Here is a 17,505-nt window from a genome sequence, read left to right as displayed (position 1 = left end):
CGCCATCCGAGTCTAGCCCGCCCATGTATACCCTGGCCCGCCAGTTGTTGTTCAAACTCTCTCCGGAAACCTCCCACGATCTGTCCCTGGACTTGATCGGTGCCGGTGGTCGCCTGGGGCTCAATGGCCTGGTATGCAAGGCACCGGCAAAGATGCCGGTGACGGTGATGGGGCTCGATTTCCCCAACCCGGTCGGGCTGGCTGCCGGCCTGGACAAGAATGGCGCGGCCATCGACGGTTTTGCGCAACTGGGTTTCGGCTTTGTCGAAATCGGCACCGTGACGCCACGGCCGCAACCGGGCAACCCTAAGCCGCGCATCTTTCGTTTGCCGGAAGCCGAGGCGATCATCAACCGCATGGGCTTCAACAACCTGGGCGTTGATCACCTGCTGTCGCGGGTTCAGGCAGCGAAGTACAAGGGCATTCTCGGTATCAATATCGGCAAGAACTTCGATACCCCGGTAGAGCGCGCCGTCGATGATTACCTGATCTGCCTGGATAAGGTTTACGCCCACGCCAGCTACGTCACGGTCAACGTCAGTTCACCCAACACCCCGGGCCTGCGCAGCCTGCAGTTTGGTGATTCCCTCAAGCAATTGCTCGAAGCCTTGCGTCAGCGCCAGGAAGAATTGACGGTGCGCCATGGCAAGCGCGTACCGTTGGCCATCAAGATTGCTCCAGACATGAGTGATGAAGAAACTGTTCTGGTTGCCCAGGCGTTGGTCGATTCGGGTATGGATGCGGTGATTGCTACCAACACCACCCTCAGCCGTGTCGGCGTTGAAGGGTTGGCGCATGGTGATGAAGCGGGCGGCCTGTCGGGTGCGCCGGTGCGTGACAAGAGCACCCATATCGTCAAGGTGCTGGCCGCTGAGCTGGCGGGGCGTTTGCCGATCATCGCGGTGGGCGGCATCACCGAAGGCAAGCACGCCGCCGAGAAGATTGCGGCGGGCGCGAGCCTGGTGCAGTTGTACTCCGGCTTTATCTATAAGGGCCCGGCGCTGATTCGCGAGTCGGTGGATGCGATTGCCGCGTTGCCGAAGGCCTGAAAGTATCGGCCATTAAAAAGGGCTCCATTAGGAGCTCCCTGGGCCGAAGCCCGCCGCCCGGATAGGACGTGCGTGGTTAAGTCGTTACATAATCTTCTAGGTGGTATGTCGGATTAAGTGCCCTGTGTTAGCCGACGGCGTGAAGTTCGTTGAGTCTATGTATCCCCGCAGTGCCGGTCATACCGTCCCAATTGTCGCCGCGTCCTTCTCGCCAGCCGTTGATCCAGGCTTGGCGTACCGACGGTAGAGTAAATGGGCAAAGCTCACGGGATTTGCCATGAACGCCATACTGATATCCGCGTAAAAATGCTCTTTCCAACGGATCACGCTTAAGTCTTCTCATAGGGTGTTTCCCTCACTTGTTGACTGTGTAGATATCCTTCGGCCTCGTCTGAGGCCGGGCAGAGTTTTTCTGCCGTTGGTGGGCTCGCTGCCGGCGTGGCGAGCCAATGTGTCGGCGTCGTTACGGCGCCAACCTGTGTTGAGTTCTAACCAATAGGTCACATGGATTCAATGATCGTTTTGTCATAAGCACGTAACGATAACGATGCTATAGCCATAAGCTGGGATGGCTTTTCGCCCCATTTATTGGGCAAAGCCAGCTATGATGTGCCTTGCAAAGAGGATGGGTTTAATCCTTTAGTGAGAATGCCCGCTCGTTGCAGTCGGTTATTATTCGACGAAGGGTCGGAATATTTCTTTTTGTTGCAAACAATTGTTTATCTGCCCCGGAAATTTTGGCCGAAAGGCCCGGCAGCCGGGGTGGAACGGCACATTCGTGCCACGCGAGCACTCTTCAAGAAAAGTGCTTGATTGAAAACCGAGCCGGCGATGCGTCGCCCGTTCATTTATTGCTGAAAAGCCTGGAATGCCCATGTCGGACCGTTTTGAACTCTTCCTCACTTGCCCCAAGGGCCTCGAAGGCCTGCTGATCGAGGAAGCCGTCGGGCTTGGCCTTGAGGAAGCCCGCGAGCACACTTCGGCCGTGCGCGGCATGGCCGATATGGAAACTGCCTACCGCCTGTGTCTCTGGTCGCGCCTGGCCAACCGCGTATTGCTGGTGCTCAAGCGCTTCCCGATGAAGGACGCCGAAGACCTGTACCACGGCGTGCTGGATATCGAATGGGCTGACCACATGGTCTCGGACGGCACCCTGGCGGTAGAATTCAGCGGTCACGGCTCGGGCATCGACAACACCCACTTCGGCGCGCTGAAGGTCAAGGATGCGATTGTCGACAAGCTGCGCACCCCGACCGGCGAACGCCCGTCCATCGACAAGATCAACCCGGACCTGCGTATCCACCTGCGCCTCGACCGTGGCGAAGCGATTCTCTCCCTCGACCTGTCCGGCCACAGCTTGCACCAGCGCGGTTACCGCCTGCAGCAGGGCGCTGCACCGTTGAAGGAAAACCTGGCCGCTGCGATTTTGATTCGCGCCGGCTGGCCGCGCATTGCTGCCGAAGGCGGCGCGTTGACGGACCCGATGTGCGGCGTGGGTACCTTCCTGGTGGAAGGCGCAATGATCGCCGCCGACATGGCACCCAACCTCAACCGCGAACTGTGGGGTTTCACCACCTGGCTCGGTCACGTCCCGGCGCTGTGGAAGAAACTGCACGCCGAAGCCAGTGAGCGTGCCGCCATCGGCATGAACAAACCGCCGCTGTGGGTCCGTGGTTACGAAGCTGACCCGCGTCTGATCCAGCCAGCCCGCAACAACATCGAACGCGCAGGCTTGAGCCACTGGATCAAGGTGTACCAGGGCGAAGTCGGCACCTTCGAACCGCGCCCGGACCAGAACCAGAAAGGCCTGGTGATCTGCAACCCACCCTACGGCGAGCGCCTGGGTGACGAAGCCAGCCTGTTGTACCTCTACCAAAACCTTGGCGAGCGTCTGCGCCAGGCGTGTATGGGTTGGGAAGCGGCGGTGTTCACCGGCGCGCCGGACCTTGGCAAGCGCATGGGCATTCGCAGCCACAAACAGTATTCGTTCTGGAACGGCGCGTTGCCGTGCAAATTGCTGCTGATCAAGGTCAACCCGGACCAGTTCGTCACCGGCGAGCGCCGTACCCCGGAACAGCGTCAGGCCGAGCGTGAGCAAGCCGCTTACGATCAAGCCCCGACCGAGCCGCAAGAGCGCCAGTACAACAAGAACGGTAACCCGATCAAGCCAGCACCGGCTCCGGTGGTCGAGCAGGCGCGCCTGAGCGAAGGCGGGCAGATGTTCGCCAATCGCTTGCAGAAGAACCTCAAGCTGCTGGGCAAGTGGGCCAAGCGTGAAGGGGTGGATTGCTACCGTGTGTACGATGCCGACATGCCGGAATACTCCATGGCCATCGACCTGTACCACGATTGGGTTCACGTCCAGGAATACGCTGCGCCGAAGTCCATCGACCCGGAAAAAGCCTCCGCACGCATGTTCGATGCGCTGGCGGCCATTCCCCAGGCGCTGAACGTCGACAAGAGCCGCGTCGTGGTCAAGCGTCGCGAGCGTCAGAGCGGTACCAAGCAGTACGAGCGCCAGAGTGCCCAGGGCAAGTTCACCGAGGTCAGCGAAGGCGGCGTGAAGCTGCTGGTCAACCTCACCGACTACCTGGACACCGGTCTGTTCCTCGACCACCGCCCAATGCGCATGCGCATCCAGAAGGAAGCGGCCGGCAAGCGTTTCCTCAACCTGTATTGCTACACCGCCACCGCCAGTGTGCACGCAGCCAAGGGCGGTGCGCGCAGCACCACCAGCGTGGACTTGTCCAAAACCTACCTGGACTGGGCGCGTCGCAACTTCTCGCTCAACGGTTTTTCCGACAAGAACCGTCTGGAGCAGGGTGACGTGATGGCGTGGCTGGAAGCCAGCCGCGATGAGTTCGACCTGATCTTCATCGACCCGCCGACCTTCTCCAACTCCAAACGCATGGAAGGCATCTTCGACGTGCAGCGCGACCACGTGCAGTTGCTCGACCTGGCCATGGCCCGCCTGGCACCAGGTGGCGTCCTGTACTTCTCGAACAACTTCCGCAAGTTCGTGCTTGAGGACAACCTCAGTGAACGCTATGCCGTAGAGGAAATCAGCGACAAGACCCTCGACCCGGATTTCGCGCGTAATGCGAAGATCCACCGTGCATGGAAAATCACCGCGCGCTGATCGCTGCACCACGACGCATCACGTTGCACCAAAAAGCCGCAAGCCTGGATTAAACCGGGCTTGCGGCTTTTTTGCGCTGGTCAAATACCGGCCTCATGGCTATAACTTAACGCCTAGCCAAAGTGACACCCCCGCACGCTGGCGTTGTGAGTGTTGCCTATGACGTTACAAGCTGTTCGCCCGAAAATCCTAGGCTTTATCAGTGAACAGGCGTCGGCTTGGCTGGTGGCATTGGCGGTATTACTGGCAGGTTGCACGCTGACGATCATCGTTGCCTGGGGGGCTGCCGACCTTTATCAGCAGCAGGTTCGCCAGCGTTTCCAGTTGCTGGTCAATGAGCGCTACGCCCGCCTTCAGGAACGTTTTGAAGACCAGGAGCAACGCCTGGCAAGCCTGCAACGTTTCTTCGTCAATTCCAGTGGTGTTTCCCGCGCCGAGTTTGATGGTTTCGCCCAACCCTTGTTGTTGCGCGCCCGCGCCTATGCCTGGGCGCCACGGATATCGCGCGATCAGCGCAGCTCGTTTGAGCAGGAAATTTCCCGCCAGCGAGGCGTGCCCTTCGCGATCCGTGAATTGAGTGCGTCGGGTGAGCTGGCGCCTGCCGCGGAGCGCGATGAATACGTGCCGGTGCTGTACAGCCAGACTCAAAGCCTGCTGGGCTCACCCTTGGGTTTTGACCTGTTGGCCCAGCCGCTGCGTCGCTCGGCGCTTGAGCGTGCGCAAAAAAGCGGCAAGCCGGCGGTGTCTCAACCCATGCAACTGGTGGGCGTGGAGCCGGCTTATGCTGCCGGTGTGTTGCTGGTGGCGCCCGTCAGCAAGCCCGTTGGCGCAGAGCCTTTCGGTTTTGTGATGGCGGTGATCAGCATGCGCCAGCTGGTCGCCGATGGGTTGCCCAAGCCGAAGCGGGACAACCTGGTGATGCAGATCATCGACACCTCCGACACTCAACAGCGCGTGCTGTACGCGTCCAGCAATGCGGTAGGCGAGAGTGATCTGATTGCCGCGCGCCGTCTGACCCTTGGCGACCATGTGTACGCCCTGAGTATTCGCGCCAGCCAGGTCTTCGACCAGGCTAACCATTCTTCGAAGAGCACGATCCTGACCATGGGCGTGCTCCTCAGCCTGCTGCTGAGTGCTTTGTTGTATGTGCTGGTCAGCCAGCGCCAACGCGCGCTGGAACTGGTGGAGCAACGCACAGAACAGTTGCGCCTGCGTGAGCTGGAGTTGCGTGGGGCGCATGGGCAATTGCGCAGCGTGCTCAATGCCGCCACCCAGGTTGCGATCATTGCCACTGACCTCAGAGGCGTGATCAACACGTTCAATGCCGGTGCCGAGCAGATGCTTGGGTTCAAGGCCGACGAAGTTGTGGGGCGGCTGACGCTTGAGAGCCTGCACCTGACCCTGGAGCTCGAAACCCGCGCCGCCAGTTTAAGTGTGGCCTTGGGCAAGCGTATTGCGCCGAGTCAGGCGATGCTGGTGGAAAGTCCGGACAACCTGCTCGAGGCGCGGGAATGGACACTGTTGCGCCAGGATGGCAGCCATTTGACGGTGAATATGCTGACCACTGTATTACTGGATGACTATGGCCTGTGGGTCGGGCACTTGGCGATCTACCTGGATGTCACCGAGCAGAAGCGCGCCTACGAAGCGCTGGCCGCGCGTGACCGCTTACTGAAAAAACTCAGTGCCCACGTGCCCGGCGGAATCTTCCAGTTCACCCTGGACCCCCAGGGAAGCGGGCGCTTTATCTACGCCAGCGATGGCATGCGCGATATCTATGAAATCGAACCCGGCGTCTTGCAGCACGACGCGACTAAGGTTTTTGAACGTATCCACCCTCTGGACGTAGAGCGGGTACGACTCTCGATGCGGCTGTCGGCGTTGCAGTTGAGCCATTGGCGCGAAGAGTATCGCGTGGTATTGCCGCAACGGGGTCTGCGCTGGATTCGCGGCGAAGCCACGCCGGAGGAGTTACCCGGCGGCGGAACCTTGTGGCACGGCTACGTTTCGGACATTTCCGATCTCAAGCGGGTAGAGGAGGAACTGCGCGCATTATCCATTACCGACTCGCTGACGGGGATTTATAACCGACGCTATTTTCAGGATCGCCTGCAGGCCGAGATGCTCAGGCTCAACCGCACTGCAGGGGCGCTGTCGTTGATCATGTTCGATATCGATCACTTCAAGCGGATCAACGACCAGCATGGGCATGCGGTGGGGGATGGTGCCCTGCAGGAAGTGTGCAAGCGCATCAGCCAGCGCCTGCGTCGCACGGACGTGTTCTGTCGCCTGGGTGGCGAAGAGTTCGTGGTGCTGTGCCCGCACACCCATTGTGATCAGGCTTACAGCCTGGCGATGGAGTTGTGGCAGTCACTGCGCACTACGTCGATGGACCCCGTGGGGGTCGTGACCGCCAGTTTCGGGGTGGCCAGTTGGCGGGTCGATGAAGGCGTAGATGAGCTGCTGCTGCGCGCGGATTCGGCGGTGTATGTGGCCAAGCAGGCGGGGCGCGACCGGGTGGAAGCCGAGCGCTTGCGTGCCTGAAGGTGGGAGGCTGGCTTGCCTGCGATTACAGAGTGTCAGTCGATGCATCTGATACTGATACACCGCTATCGCAGGCAAGCCAGCGCCCACACTTGATCTGTGTTGCCTTTAGAGTACCGGCGCCGCCGCCGTCAGCTTAGGCTGGCGATACAAATCCAGCAGCACCTGATCCAGCACCGACGAAGCACCCCAAGGCTTCGAGTCGTTGAGGATCGCCACCACCACCCAGCTATTGCCGTTGTTATCGCGGCTGAACCCGGCGATGGCGCGCACCGTGTTCAGGGTGCCGGTCTTGACGTGGGCCTCGCCGCGCAGGGCGGTGGTTTTCAGGCGTTTACGCATGGTGCCGTCGGTGCCGGCAATCGGCAGCGAGCTGATGTATTCCGCCGCATACGGCCCTTTCCAGGCGGCTTGCAGCATGGCGGCCATCTCGCGGGCGCTGACCCGTTCGGCGCGGGACAGGCCGGAACCGTTTTCCATCACCAGGTGCGGTGCGGTGATGCCTTTCTTCGCCAGCCACTGACGCACTACGCGTTGTGCGGCCTTGGCATCATCGCCATCGGCATCGTTTCGGAACTGCGCGCCGAGGCTCAGGAATAACTGCTGGGCCATGGTGTTGTTACTGTATTTGTTGATGTCGCGAATGATTTCCGCCAGGTCCGGCGAAAATGCACGGGCCAGCACCTTGGCGTCCTTGGGGACCGGCGCCTGGATATCACGGCCCTGGATGGTGCCGCCCAACTCCTGCCAGATCGCGCGCACGGCGCCGGCGGTGTAAGTGGCATGGTCGAGCAGCGACAGGTAAGTCTGCGAGCTGCAACCATCGCCCAACTGGCCACTGACGGTCACGGTGACGCTTCCATCGGCGGCAGTTACGGGGCTGTAGCGCACGTCGCCGGTGCATTGTTTGGCGTTGGACACCTTGACCTGATTGTCGATACGGACGCTGGCAATCGGCGGCTCGACCGACACGATCACCCGGCCCGAATCATTGCGGGTAACGAAGCGCAGGGCCTTGAGGTTGACCAGCAGGGCGTCGGGCTTGACCAGGAACGGCTTGTTCTCGTCATTACCGTCGTCATTGAATTCGGGCAATTGCGGCTGGTTGAAGAAGCTGCGGTCCAGCACCAGGTCGCCGGTGACTTGTTGCACGCCGTTGGCGCGCAGGTCGCGCATCAGCAGCCAGAGTTTTTCCATGTTCAGCTTGGGATCGCCACCACCCTTAAGGTAGAGGTTGCCGCGCAACACGCCACCGCTGAGGGTGCCGTCGGTGTAGAACTCGGTCTTCCACTGGTGGTTGGGGCCGAGCATTTCCAGGGCCGCATAGGTGGTGACCAGTTTCATGGTGGATGCCGGGTTTACCGAAACATCGGCGTTGAACACGGTCGGGGTGCCGGGGCCGGTCAGCGGCAGCATCACCAGGGACAGCGAAGTATTAGGGATTTTGGCTTTTTGGAGGGCTTGCTGAACATTGGGTGGCAGGGTGTTATTGATCGGCGCAGCGGTAACGGAAAAGGCCAGTGGCAGCAAAAAACCGGCAAACAACATTGAACGTAAAGAATGGGAACGAAAAGAGTTGATCATAAGGAATAAAACCCTACGGTAGAGGAGGGTGAAAAAGGCGAGGGGTATGGAAGAAAATCCCTCATTGGTCACGAAAGTGTCGGCATTATGCCCCAACCTGGAGCCACTTGTAGCTCAACGATAGCTGGTAATCGGCGTTTTTTTAACTGGCGCATAGCCGCCTGTCCCAGAGAGTCGGGCAATTGCCGCCTTAAACTGCTAAAGTGCCGCCCGTTATTACTTATGAGGATTGTTCCAATGGCGACTAACCGTTCCCGGCGTCTGCGCAAAAAACTGTGCGTTGATGAATTTCAAGAGCTGGGTTTCGAACTGAACCTGGACTTCAAAGAAGGTTTGGACGATGAAGCGGTAGACGCTTTCCTCGAAGCATTCCTGACTGAAGCAATGGACGGCAACGGCCTGGACTACGTCGGCGGCGATGACTTCGGTCTGGTTTGCAAAGCCACCCGTGGTTCGGTCAACGAAGAGCAGCGTGCAGCTGTTGAAGCGTGGCTGAAGGCTCGTCCAGAGCTGACCCGCGTTGAAGTCAGCGCCCTGTTGGACGCTTGGCACCCAGAAAAGCCGATCAATCCGGCAGTCTGATGTCATAAAAAAAGCGACCCTCCCGGGTCGCTTTTTCGTTGCGCGGTCTTAAACGATCAAGCCTTGCGCCCATTCAGAATCAGCAGCGTCAACACCCCCGCCACAATCCCCCAGAACGCCGAACCGATGGAAAACAACGTCAAGCCTGACGCGGTGACCATAAAGGTGATCAGCGCCGCTTCCCGTTCCTTTGGCTCATTCATGGCGATGCTCAAGCCATTGATGATCGAGCCAAACAACGTCAAGGCCGCAATCGACAGCACCAGCTCCTTGGGCAAGGCTGCGAACAACGCCGCCAACGTGGCGCCAAATACCCCGGCAATCCCGTAGAACACCCCGCACCACACGGCCGCGGTATAGCGCTTGTTGCGGTCTTCATGGGCATGCGGCCCGGTGCAGATGGCCGCACTGATCGCTGCCAGGTTGATCCCGTGGGAACCGAATGGCGCCAGCACCAGCGAGGCCAGGCCTGTTGCGGTGATCAACGGCGAGGCGGGCACGGTGTAGCCGTCGGCGCGCAGTACGGCGACGCCGGGCATGTTCTGCGAGGTCATCGCCACCACGAACAGCGGGATGCCGATGCTGATGGTCGCCGCCAGCGAGAAGTGCGGGGTGGTCCACACCGGCGTTGCCACTTCCAGATGAAAACCGCTGAAGTCCAGCAGCCCCATCAGGCCCGACAGCAGCGTGCCTATGACCAACGCGGCCAGCACGGCATAACGTGGCGACACGCGCTTGATGAGCAGGTAGGTGAAAAACATCCCCAGCACCAGGCCGGTGCGATGTTGCGCGGCGACGAAAATCTCGCTGCCGATCTTGAACAGAATCCCCGCCAGCAGTGCCGCCGCCAATGAGGCGGGAATGCGCTTGACCAGTTTTTCGAAGCTGCCGGTCAGCCCGCAGAGCGTCACCAGGACCGCGCAGGTGATGTAGGCACCAATCGCTTCGCCGTAACTCACGCCGCCCAGGCTGGTGATCAGCAGCGCCGCGCCGGGGGTCGACCAGGCAATGGTGATGGGCGTGCGATAACGCAGGGACAAGCCAATGCTGCACACCGCCATGCCGATCGAGATGGCCCAGATCCACGAGGAAATCTGCGCAGTGGTCAAGCCTGCGGCTTGTCCGGCCTGGAACATCAACACCAGGGAGCTGGTATAGCCGGTCATCATCGCGATGAAGCCGGCGACGACGGCCGACGTTGAAGTGTCGGCCAGCGGGCGCAAGGGCGCTTGGATGGCGTCAGTCATGGAGGGGGTGTTCCTTTTACCTGGGTGTTTGCCGGTGAAGGCCCGGATTCAAGCCTAAACTCAAACGTAACGACTCATTGCAATACAGCCGAGGCCGCAAACAGCCGTACAGTGTGTTGGCGCACTCGGTTGTGTACAATGTGCCCTGTTTTTAGGTGATACTTGCCAGCGACACGCTGTTGCCGTATTACCGTTAATTCGCCGCCGTTCTCCCTACCCGAGTGCCCATGAACGAACAGTTGCAACCTCTCAAGAAACAACCGCGAGCCGGCAAGGCCGGTCGCAGCGGAACCCAGGACGATATCGTCTATGCGCATATCTTCGAGGCGATCCTCGAACAACGCCTGGCGCCCGGAACCAAATTGAGTGAAGAGGCACTGGGCGAAATCTTCGGCGTCAGCCGCACCATCATTCGCCGCGCGCTGTCGCGCCTGGCCCATGAGGGCGTGGTGTTGCTGCGGCCCAATCGCGGCGCGGTGGTGGCGAGCCCAAGTGTAGAAGAAGCGCGCCAGGTGTTCCTGGCCCGGCGTCTGGTCGAGCGGGCGATCACTGAATTGGCGGTGCAACACGCCACGGCTGAGCAACTGGCCGAGTTGCGCCAGATGGTCAACGACGAGCGCGACAGCTTTTCACGCGGGGATCGCGGTGCGGGTATCCGTCTTTCCGGCGAATTCCACCTCAAGCTGGCCGAAGCGGCGAAGAATGCGCCGCTGATCAGCTTCCAACGCAGCCTGGTTTCGCAAACGTCGTTGATCATCGCCCAGTACGAAAGCGGCAACCGCTCGCACTGTTCCTACGATGAGCACACTCAGCTGATCGATGCGATCGAAGCACGGGACGCGACGCTGGCGGTGAATCTGATGATGCATCACATGGATCACATCGACAGCAAGCTCAACCTCGATGAGGAAAGCGCGTCGGATGATTTGCATGCAGTGTTCTCGCATTTGTTGCAGACCAAGAAGCCAGGGCGTTCTTCAGTAAAACTGTAATTTTCCAGGTTCGCCTGGGACTAAAAATGTGGGAGCGGGCTTGTGTGGGAGCTGGCTTGCCCGCGATGCAGTCACCGAGGTGTATCAGTTACACCGCGGTGATGCTATCGCAGGCAAGCCAGCTCCCACACAAGCCCGGCTCCCACACAAGCCCGCTCCCACATTGATTTATGGCGGCCCTGAAATTAGCACTGGTGCACGAGCTGACCCGCTGCATACGTCTGCAACACCGCCCGATCATCCCCCAGCGTCATCAACACAAACAACGTCTCGGCAATATTATTGGCCTGCTTCAAGCGATAGCTCAGCAGCGGCGTGGCGTTGTAATCCAGTACCAGAAAGTCCGCATCGGTGCCCGGCTGCAAAGTGCCGATCTTGTCTTCCAGGCGCAGTGCCCGCGCACCGCCCAACGTGGCCAGGTACAGCGACTTGAACGGGCTCAACCGCGCGCCCTGCAACTGCATGACCTTGTAGGCTTCGTTCAACGTTTGCAGCAGCGAGAAGCTGGTACCGCCGCCCACGTCCGTGCCCAGGCCCACGTTCAGTTTGTGCTTCTCGGCCATCGGCAGGTTGAACAAACCACTGCCGAGGAAGAAGTTCGACGTTGGGCAGAACGCTACGGCCGAACCCGTTTCTGCGAGCCGCGCGCACTCGTCGTCACACAGGTGCACACCATGGGCAAACACCGAGCGCTCGCCCAGCAGTTTGTAGTGGTCGTACACATCCAGATAGCCTTTGCGCTCCGGGAACAGCTCCTTCACCCACTGCACTTCCTGCAGGTTTTCACTGATGTGAGTCTGCATGTACAGGTCCGGGTACTCGCCCAGCAGTTGCCCGGCCAGTGTCAGTTGTTCAGGGGTGCTGGTCGGTGCGAAGCGCGGCGTGACCGCGTAGTGCAAACGGCCCTTGCCGTGCCAGCGCTCGATCAGCGCCTTGCTTTCCTGGTAGCCGGATTCGGCGGTGTCGGTCAGGTAGTCCGGTGCGTTGCGGTCCATCATCACCTTGCCGGCGATCATGCGCAGGTCGAGTTTCTCGGCCGCTTCAAAGAATGAATTCACCGACTGCGGGTGCACGCTGCCGAACACCAGCGCGGTGGTGGTGCCGTTGCGCAGCAGTTCCTTGATGAAGATGTCCGCGACTTCTTCGGCATGGGCCTTGTCGGCGAACTGGCTTTCGCACGGGAAGGTGTAAGTGTTGAGCCAATCCAGCAGTTGCTCGCCATAGGCGCCGACCATGCCGGTTTGCGGCAGGTGGATGTGGGTGTCGATCAGGCCCGGTGTGATCAGCGCATCCTGGTAATGGGTGACGTCGATATCGGCGGGCAGCGTCGGCAGCAAATCGCTGGCATGGCCCAAGGCACGGATCTGGCCGTTATCGATCACCAGCAGGCCGTCTTCGAAATACTCGTAGGAGGCTTCGATCCCTACTTCAGCAGGGTCGGCGATGCTGTGCAGGATGGCGGCACGGTAGGCTTTGCGAGTCAAAGGCATGGTCATCTCAACTGATAGCTTGGCTGCGGCGTGATACCGGCAGCAGTTTGGCAATGGGTTCGGCGCTCGCGGTGTGCTGGCCGAAATTCGCGTTATAGGTGGCAATGATTTCGCCGGCGATGGAGATGGCGATCTCCACCGGTAATTTGCCCTTCACCTCGGTGAGGCCCATGGGGCAGCGCATGCGTTGCAACTGTGCGGTATCGAAGCCGCGGTCACGCAGGCGGTGTTCGAACTTGACCCGCTTGGTCTTTGAACCGATCAAGCCGAAGTAAGCAAAGTCATTGCGCTTGAGCAGTGCCGCGGTCAGTTCCAGGTCCAGCGCATGATTGTGGGTCATGACGATGCAGTAACTGCCTGCCGGCAGGTCGGCAATTTCGTCGACCGGCTCTTCGCTGACGATTTTACGCACGCCTTGGGGGATATGTTCCGGAAACTCCTGGTCACGGGAGTCGATCCAGCGGACCCGGCACGGCAAGCTCGCCAACAGTGGCACCAGCGCGCGGCCGACATGGCCTGCGCCAAATACGGCGATCTGCGCCTGTACCTGGCCCATGGGTTCGAACAGCAGCACGGTCACGCCACCGCAGCACTGGCCAAGGCTCGCGCCGAGGCTGAAGCGCTCCAGATGGGTGTTCTGCTGGCCACGCACGAGCATGTCGCGGGCGATCTGCATCGCCTTGTATTCCAAGTGCCCGCCACCGATGGTGTCGAAGGTCTGCGCGGCGCTGATCACCATCTTGGAGCCGGCATTGCGCGGCGTGGAGCCGAGCTCTTCGATAATGGTCACCAGCACGCAGGGTTCACCCTGGTTCTGCAGGTCGGCGAGGGCGCTGATCCAGTTGTTCATAGTCACCTCTTGTGGTGTCTGTGAGGCCGCTATCGCGGGCAAGCCCGCTCCCACTTTTTTGAGTGTGAACACCGCCAAATGTGGGAGCCAGCTTGCCTGCGATGGCAGCACCTCGGTCCTAAAGCGAAGCCATCTCGGCGTCAGTCTCAACAGCCTTCGCCGCCTGCAACTGCCGCATCTGCTCACAGCCCCACAACACCCGCTCCGGCGTGGCCGGTGCATCGATCTTCGGCTGATGGCGATAGTCACCCAAACTCGCCACCGCATCCTTGATCGCACACCACGAGGCGATCCCGAGCATGAACGGCGGCTCACCCACAGCCTTGGAATGGAACACCGTGTCTTCCGGGTTCTTGCGGTTTTCCACCAGCTTCACGCGCAGATCCAGCGGCATATCCGCCACGGCCGGGATCTTGTAACTGGCCGGGCCATTGGTCATCAACTTACCCTTGTTGTTCCACACCAGTTCCTCCATGGTCAGCCAGCCCATGCCCTGGATGAAGCCGCCTTCGACCTGGCCGATATCGATGGCCGGGTTCAGCGAGGCGCCCACGTCGTGGAGGATGTCGGTGCGCAGCATCTTGTATTCGCCGGTCAGGGTGTCGACGATCACTTCGCAGCAGGCCGCGCCGAACGCGAAGTAATAGAACGGCCGACCCTTTGCCTGGCTGCGGTCATAAAAGATTTTCGGCGTCTTGTAGAACCCGGTGCTCGACAGCGAGATCTGGGCGAAATACGCCTGCTGAATCAGGCTTTCAAAGGTCAGGATCTGGTCGCGCACGCGCACATGGCCGTTATGGAATTCCACATCTGCTTCGCTCACGTCGTACTTGCGCGCGGCAAATTCCACCAGCCGTTGCTTGATGGTTTCGGCGGCGTTCTGCGCAGCCTTGCCATTCAAGTCGGCGCCGCTGGAGGCCGCGGTCGGCGAAGTGTTGGGCACTTTGTCGGTGTTGGTGGCGGTGATTTGTACGCGGTCGATTTCCACCTGGAACACTTCGGCCACCACTTGCGCGACCTTGGTGTTCAAGCCCTGGCCCATCTCGGTGCCGCCGTGGTTCAGGTGGATGCTGCCGTCGGTGTAGATATGGATCAGGGCGCCCGCCTGGTTCAGGAAGCTCGCGGTGAACGAGATGCCGAACTTCACCGGCGTCAGCGCCAGGCCTTTTTTCAGGATCGGGCTGTGGGCGTTGTACAGGCGAATCGCTTCGCGGCGCTCGGCGTATTGGCTGCTGGCCTCAAGCTCGGCGGTCATTTCCTCGAGCATGTTGTGCTCGACGGTCTGATAGTAGTGGGTGACGTTGCGCTCGGTCTTGCCGTAGTAGTTGGCCTTGCGCACGGCCAATGGGTCCAGCGCCAGATGGCGGGCAATGGCGTCCATCACTTCCTCGATGGCGACCATGCCTTGCGGGCCACCGAAGCCTCGATAAGCCGTGTTGGAGGCGGTGTTGGTCTTGCAGCGATGACCATTGACGGTGGCGTCGCCCAGGTAATACGAGTTGTCGGCATGGAACATCGCGCGGTCGACAATCGAGTTCGACAGGTCCGGCGAACAGCCACAGTTACCCGCCAGTTCCAGGTTGATCCCATGCAGGCGGCCGCTGTCGTCGAAGCTCACGTCGTATTCGATATAGAAGGGGTGGCGCTTGCCGGTCATCAGCATGTCTTCGACGCGCGGCAGGCGCATCTTGGTCGGCTGGCCGGTGAGGCGCGCGACCACCGCGCACAGGCACGCCGGGCTGGCCGCCTGGGTTTCCTTGCCGCCAAAACCACCGCCCATGCGGCGCATATCCACGACGATTTTGTTCATCGACACGTCCAGCACTTCGGCCACCAGTTTCTGCACTTCGGTGGGGTTTTGCGTGGAGCAGTAGACGATCATGCCGCCGTCTTCGGTGGGCATCACCGATGAGATCTGGGTTTCGAGATAGAAGTGTTCCTGGCCGCCGATGTGCAGCGTGCCCTGGATACGGTTTTTCGCCGTGGCCAGCGCACCGGCCGAGTCACCGCGTTGGTGGGTGTGGCTGTCCAGCACGAAGTGCTTGTTGCGAAAGGCCTCGACCACATCCAGCACCGGTTCCAGGTCTTCGTATTCGATCACGGCCGCCATGGCGGCTTTGCGCGCGGTTTCCAGGTCGCGGGCGGCGACGGCCAGTACCACTTGGCCAACGAACTGCACCGTGTCGATGGCCAACAGTGGATCGCCGGGCATCAGAGGGCCGATGTCTTTCAGGCCCGGTACGTCTTCATGGGTGATAGCAATGCGTACGCCTTCAAACGCATAGCAGGGCGCGGTGTCGATGCTGATGATTCTGGCATGGGCGCGGTCGGACATGCGCGCATACAGGTGCAACTGGTTGGGGAATTCCAGGCGATCGTCGATGTACTGCGCTTCGCCGCTGACGTGCTTGGCGGCGCTGTCATGCTTGACGCTGCGCCCGACGCCGGAGGTCAGGTCCTGGGCAAACAGCGCGGCGAGTTCGGCCTGGGTTTTAACGACGGCGGGATGGTTAGACATAAGCGGTCACCCGAGTCTCGATGTGCGGTGTTTGCAGCTCGATGAAGTATTTACGCAACAGGTTCTGTGCGCTTAGCAGGCGGTATTCCTTGCTGGCGCGGAAGTCCGACAGCGGGGTGAAATCCTCGGCGAGTGCGGCGCAGGCTTTCTCCACGGTGGCGGCGTTCCAGGTGGCGCCGACCAACACGGCTTCGCAGCTCTTGGCGCGTTTGGGCGTGGCGGCCATGCCACCGAAGGCGACGCGTGCTTCGTTGATCACACCGTTTTCGATCTTCAGGTTGAAGGCGGCGCACACGGCGGAAATATCATCGTCCAGGCGCTTGGAGACCTTGTAGGCACGGAACAGGGAATGGCCTTTGGGGACAATGATTTTCTCGATGAACTCACTGTCCTGGCGCGCGGTAACGCGGTAGTCGATGAAGTAATCTTCCAGCGCCAGGGTGCGGCGGGTATTGCCTTTGCACAGCACGATCTGCGCACCGAGGGCGATCAGCAGCGGCGGCGAATCACCAATCGGCGAGGCGTTGCCGATATTGCCGCCCAGGGTGCCCTGGTTGCGGATTTGCAGGGAGGCGAAGCGGTGCAGCAGATCGCCAAAGTCCGGGTACTCGTGATGCAGCGCGTTGTAGCAATCGGACAGCGCAGTGGCAGCGCCGATTTCCAGGCGGTCGTCGAAGTTTTCGATGCGCTTCATCTCTTCGATATTGCCAACGTAGATCATTACCGGCAGCGTGCGGTGGAACTGGGTGACCTCCAGCGCCAGGTCGGTGCCGCCAGCCAGCAGCCGGGCTTGTGGGTAGGCGTCGTAGAGGTCGGCCAGGTCGGCAACGGTCAGCGGCACCAGGCAGCGTTTATCACCACTGTTGAGCTCGCCGGTTTGCGTCGGCGCAATGGCTTTGAGGCGGGCGATGGTCTCGGCTTGGCGGCTGTCGAACTGGTCCACCGGTTTATTGCAGCAGGCCTGTTCGGCTGCGGCAAGAATCGGGCGGTAGCCGGTGCAGCGGCAGAGGTTGCCGGCCAGGGCTTCGTGGGCTTTTTGGCTGTCGGGGGCGTCGCTGTTCTTTTGCAGGGCAAACAACGACATCACGAAACCCGGCGTGCAAAAGCCGCATTGCGAGCCGTGGCACTCAACCATGGCTTGCTGCACGCTGTGCAACTGGCCTTGATGCTTGAGGTCTTCGACGCTGATCAGTTGTTTGCCGTGCAACGACGATACGAAGGTCAGGCACGAATTGAGGCTGCGATAACGAATCTGCTCTGCGCCTTGCTCATTGGTATGCAGCTCGCCGACCACCACGGTGCATGCACCGCAATCGCCGCTGGCGCAGCCTTCCTTGGTACCGGGTTTGCCCACATGCTCGCGCAAATAGTTGAGCACGGTCAGATTGGGGTCCAGGGCGTGCTCGCTACGGAGTTCCTGGTTAAGTAAAAACTGGATCACGGAAGGCCTCGCAGACTCATTATTGTTGTTAACCGCTTTGCGCCGAATCTAGTCATATCTGACTTTTCG

Annotated in this window: 12 protein-coding genes; 5 read left to right on the top strand and 7 right to left on the bottom strand. The window is 60.4% G+C overall.

The genetic code is table 11. The features are described from left to right. Positions 1-23: 23 nt before the first annotated feature. A complete protein-coding gene (locus tag ACI77D_RS16320) occupies positions 24-1,049 on the top strand; it encodes a quinone-dependent dihydroorotate dehydrogenase (RefSeq protein WP_221295407.1) in 1,026 nt (341 codons plus the stop codon). A 127-nt stretch (positions 1,050-1,176) separates the two neighbouring features. On the opposite strand, the gene rmf is transcribed toward ACI77D_RS16320, so the two are convergent. Next, positions 1,177-1,392 carry a ribosome modulation factor gene (rmf, locus tag ACI77D_RS16315; RefSeq protein WP_002553055.1) on the bottom strand — a complete coding sequence of 72 codons (216 nt, stop codon included), beginning with the start codon at positions 1,390-1,392 and terminating at the stop codon, positions 1,177-1,179. A gap of 531 nt (positions 1,393-1,923) precedes the next feature. Here rmf and rlmKL point away from each other — a divergent pair. Both rlmKL and ACI77D_RS16305 read left to right on the top strand, forming a co-directional pair. After that, a complete protein-coding gene (gene rlmKL, locus ACI77D_RS16310) occupies positions 1,924-4,188 on the top strand; it encodes a bifunctional 23S rRNA (guanine(2069)-N(7))-methyltransferase RlmK/23S rRNA (guanine(2445)-N(2))-methyltransferase RlmL (protein WP_262665940.1) in 2,265 nt (754 codons plus the stop codon). A 159-nt stretch (positions 4,189-4,347) separates the two neighbouring features. Further along, positions 4,348-6,732, top strand: a complete 2,385-nt coding sequence (locus ACI77D_RS16305) for a diguanylate cyclase (protein WP_407017045.1) — start codon at positions 4,348-4,350, stop codon at positions 6,730-6,732. 108 nt (positions 6,733-6,840) lie between these two features. Here ACI77D_RS16305 and dacB read toward each other — a convergent pair whose 3' ends face one another. Beyond that, positions 6,841-8,316, bottom strand: a complete 1,476-nt coding sequence (gene dacB / locus ACI77D_RS16300; protein ID WP_407017044.1) for a D-alanyl-D-alanine carboxypeptidase/D-alanyl-D-alanine-endopeptidase — start codon at positions 8,314-8,316, stop codon at positions 6,841-6,843. 237 nt (positions 8,317-8,553) lie between these two features. On the opposite strand from dacB, the gene ACI77D_RS16295 reads away from it, so the two are divergent. Continuing rightward, positions 8,554-8,898 carry a YggL family protein gene (locus ACI77D_RS16295; protein ID WP_003219101.1) on the top strand — a complete coding sequence of 115 codons (345 nt, stop codon included), beginning with the start codon at positions 8,554-8,556 and terminating at the stop codon, positions 8,896-8,898. Positions 8,899-8,954: 56 nt separating this feature from the next. Here ACI77D_RS16295 and ACI77D_RS16290 read toward each other — a convergent pair whose 3' ends face one another. Continuing rightward, positions 8,955-10,145, bottom strand: coding sequence for a benzoate/H(+) symporter BenE family transporter (locus ACI77D_RS16290; protein WP_407017043.1), 1,191 nt, complete (start codon positions 10,143-10,145; stop codon positions 8,955-8,957). 227 nt (positions 10,146-10,372) lie between these two features. Between ACI77D_RS16290 and ACI77D_RS16285 the strand changes: the two genes are divergently transcribed. Continuing rightward, on the top strand, positions 10,373-11,137 hold the full coding sequence (locus ACI77D_RS16285) for a GntR family transcriptional regulator (protein WP_017134778.1): 765 nt from the start codon (positions 10,373-10,375) through the stop codon (positions 11,135-11,137). A 185-nt stretch (positions 11,138-11,322) separates the two neighbouring features. Here the strand turns inward: ACI77D_RS16285 and guaD are convergent, their stop codons facing one another. The 4 genes from guaD to xdhA all read right to left on the bottom strand — a co-directional run bounded on the left by guaD (position 11,323) and on the right by xdhA (position 17,436). Continuing rightward, positions 11,323-12,627, bottom strand: coding sequence for a guanine deaminase (guaD, locus tag ACI77D_RS16280; protein WP_407017042.1), 1,305 nt, complete (start codon positions 12,625-12,627; stop codon positions 11,323-11,325). Positions 12,628-12,634: 7 nt separating this feature from the next. Continuing rightward, a complete protein-coding gene (gene xdhC / locus ACI77D_RS16275) occupies positions 12,635-13,477 on the bottom strand; it encodes a xanthine dehydrogenase accessory protein XdhC (RefSeq protein WP_053257456.1) in 843 nt (280 codons plus the stop codon). Positions 13,478-13,595: 118 nt separating this feature from the next. Next, complete coding sequence (gene xdhB, locus ACI77D_RS16270) at positions 13,596-15,995, bottom strand: xanthine dehydrogenase molybdopterin binding subunit (RefSeq protein WP_407017041.1); 2,400 nt, start codon at positions 15,993-15,995, stop codon at positions 13,596-13,598. After that, entirely contained in the window at positions 15,988-17,436 is a 1,449-nt protein-coding gene (xdhA, locus tag ACI77D_RS16265; protein ID WP_064453607.1) for a xanthine dehydrogenase small subunit, read from the bottom strand. Before xdhA ends, xdhB begins: the two co-directional genes overlap by 8 nt. Between the last annotated feature and the right edge of the window lie 69 nt (positions 17,437-17,505).

The organism is Pseudomonas sp. O39 (assembly GCF_045447295.1).
GTDB classification, from domain to species: domain Bacteria; phylum Pseudomonadota; class Gammaproteobacteria; order Pseudomonadales; family Pseudomonadaceae; genus Aquipseudomonas; species Aquipseudomonas antarctica_A.
The sequence above is the reverse complement of the archived record's forward strand: the minus strand, read 5'-3'. Positions and strand labels throughout refer to the sequence as shown.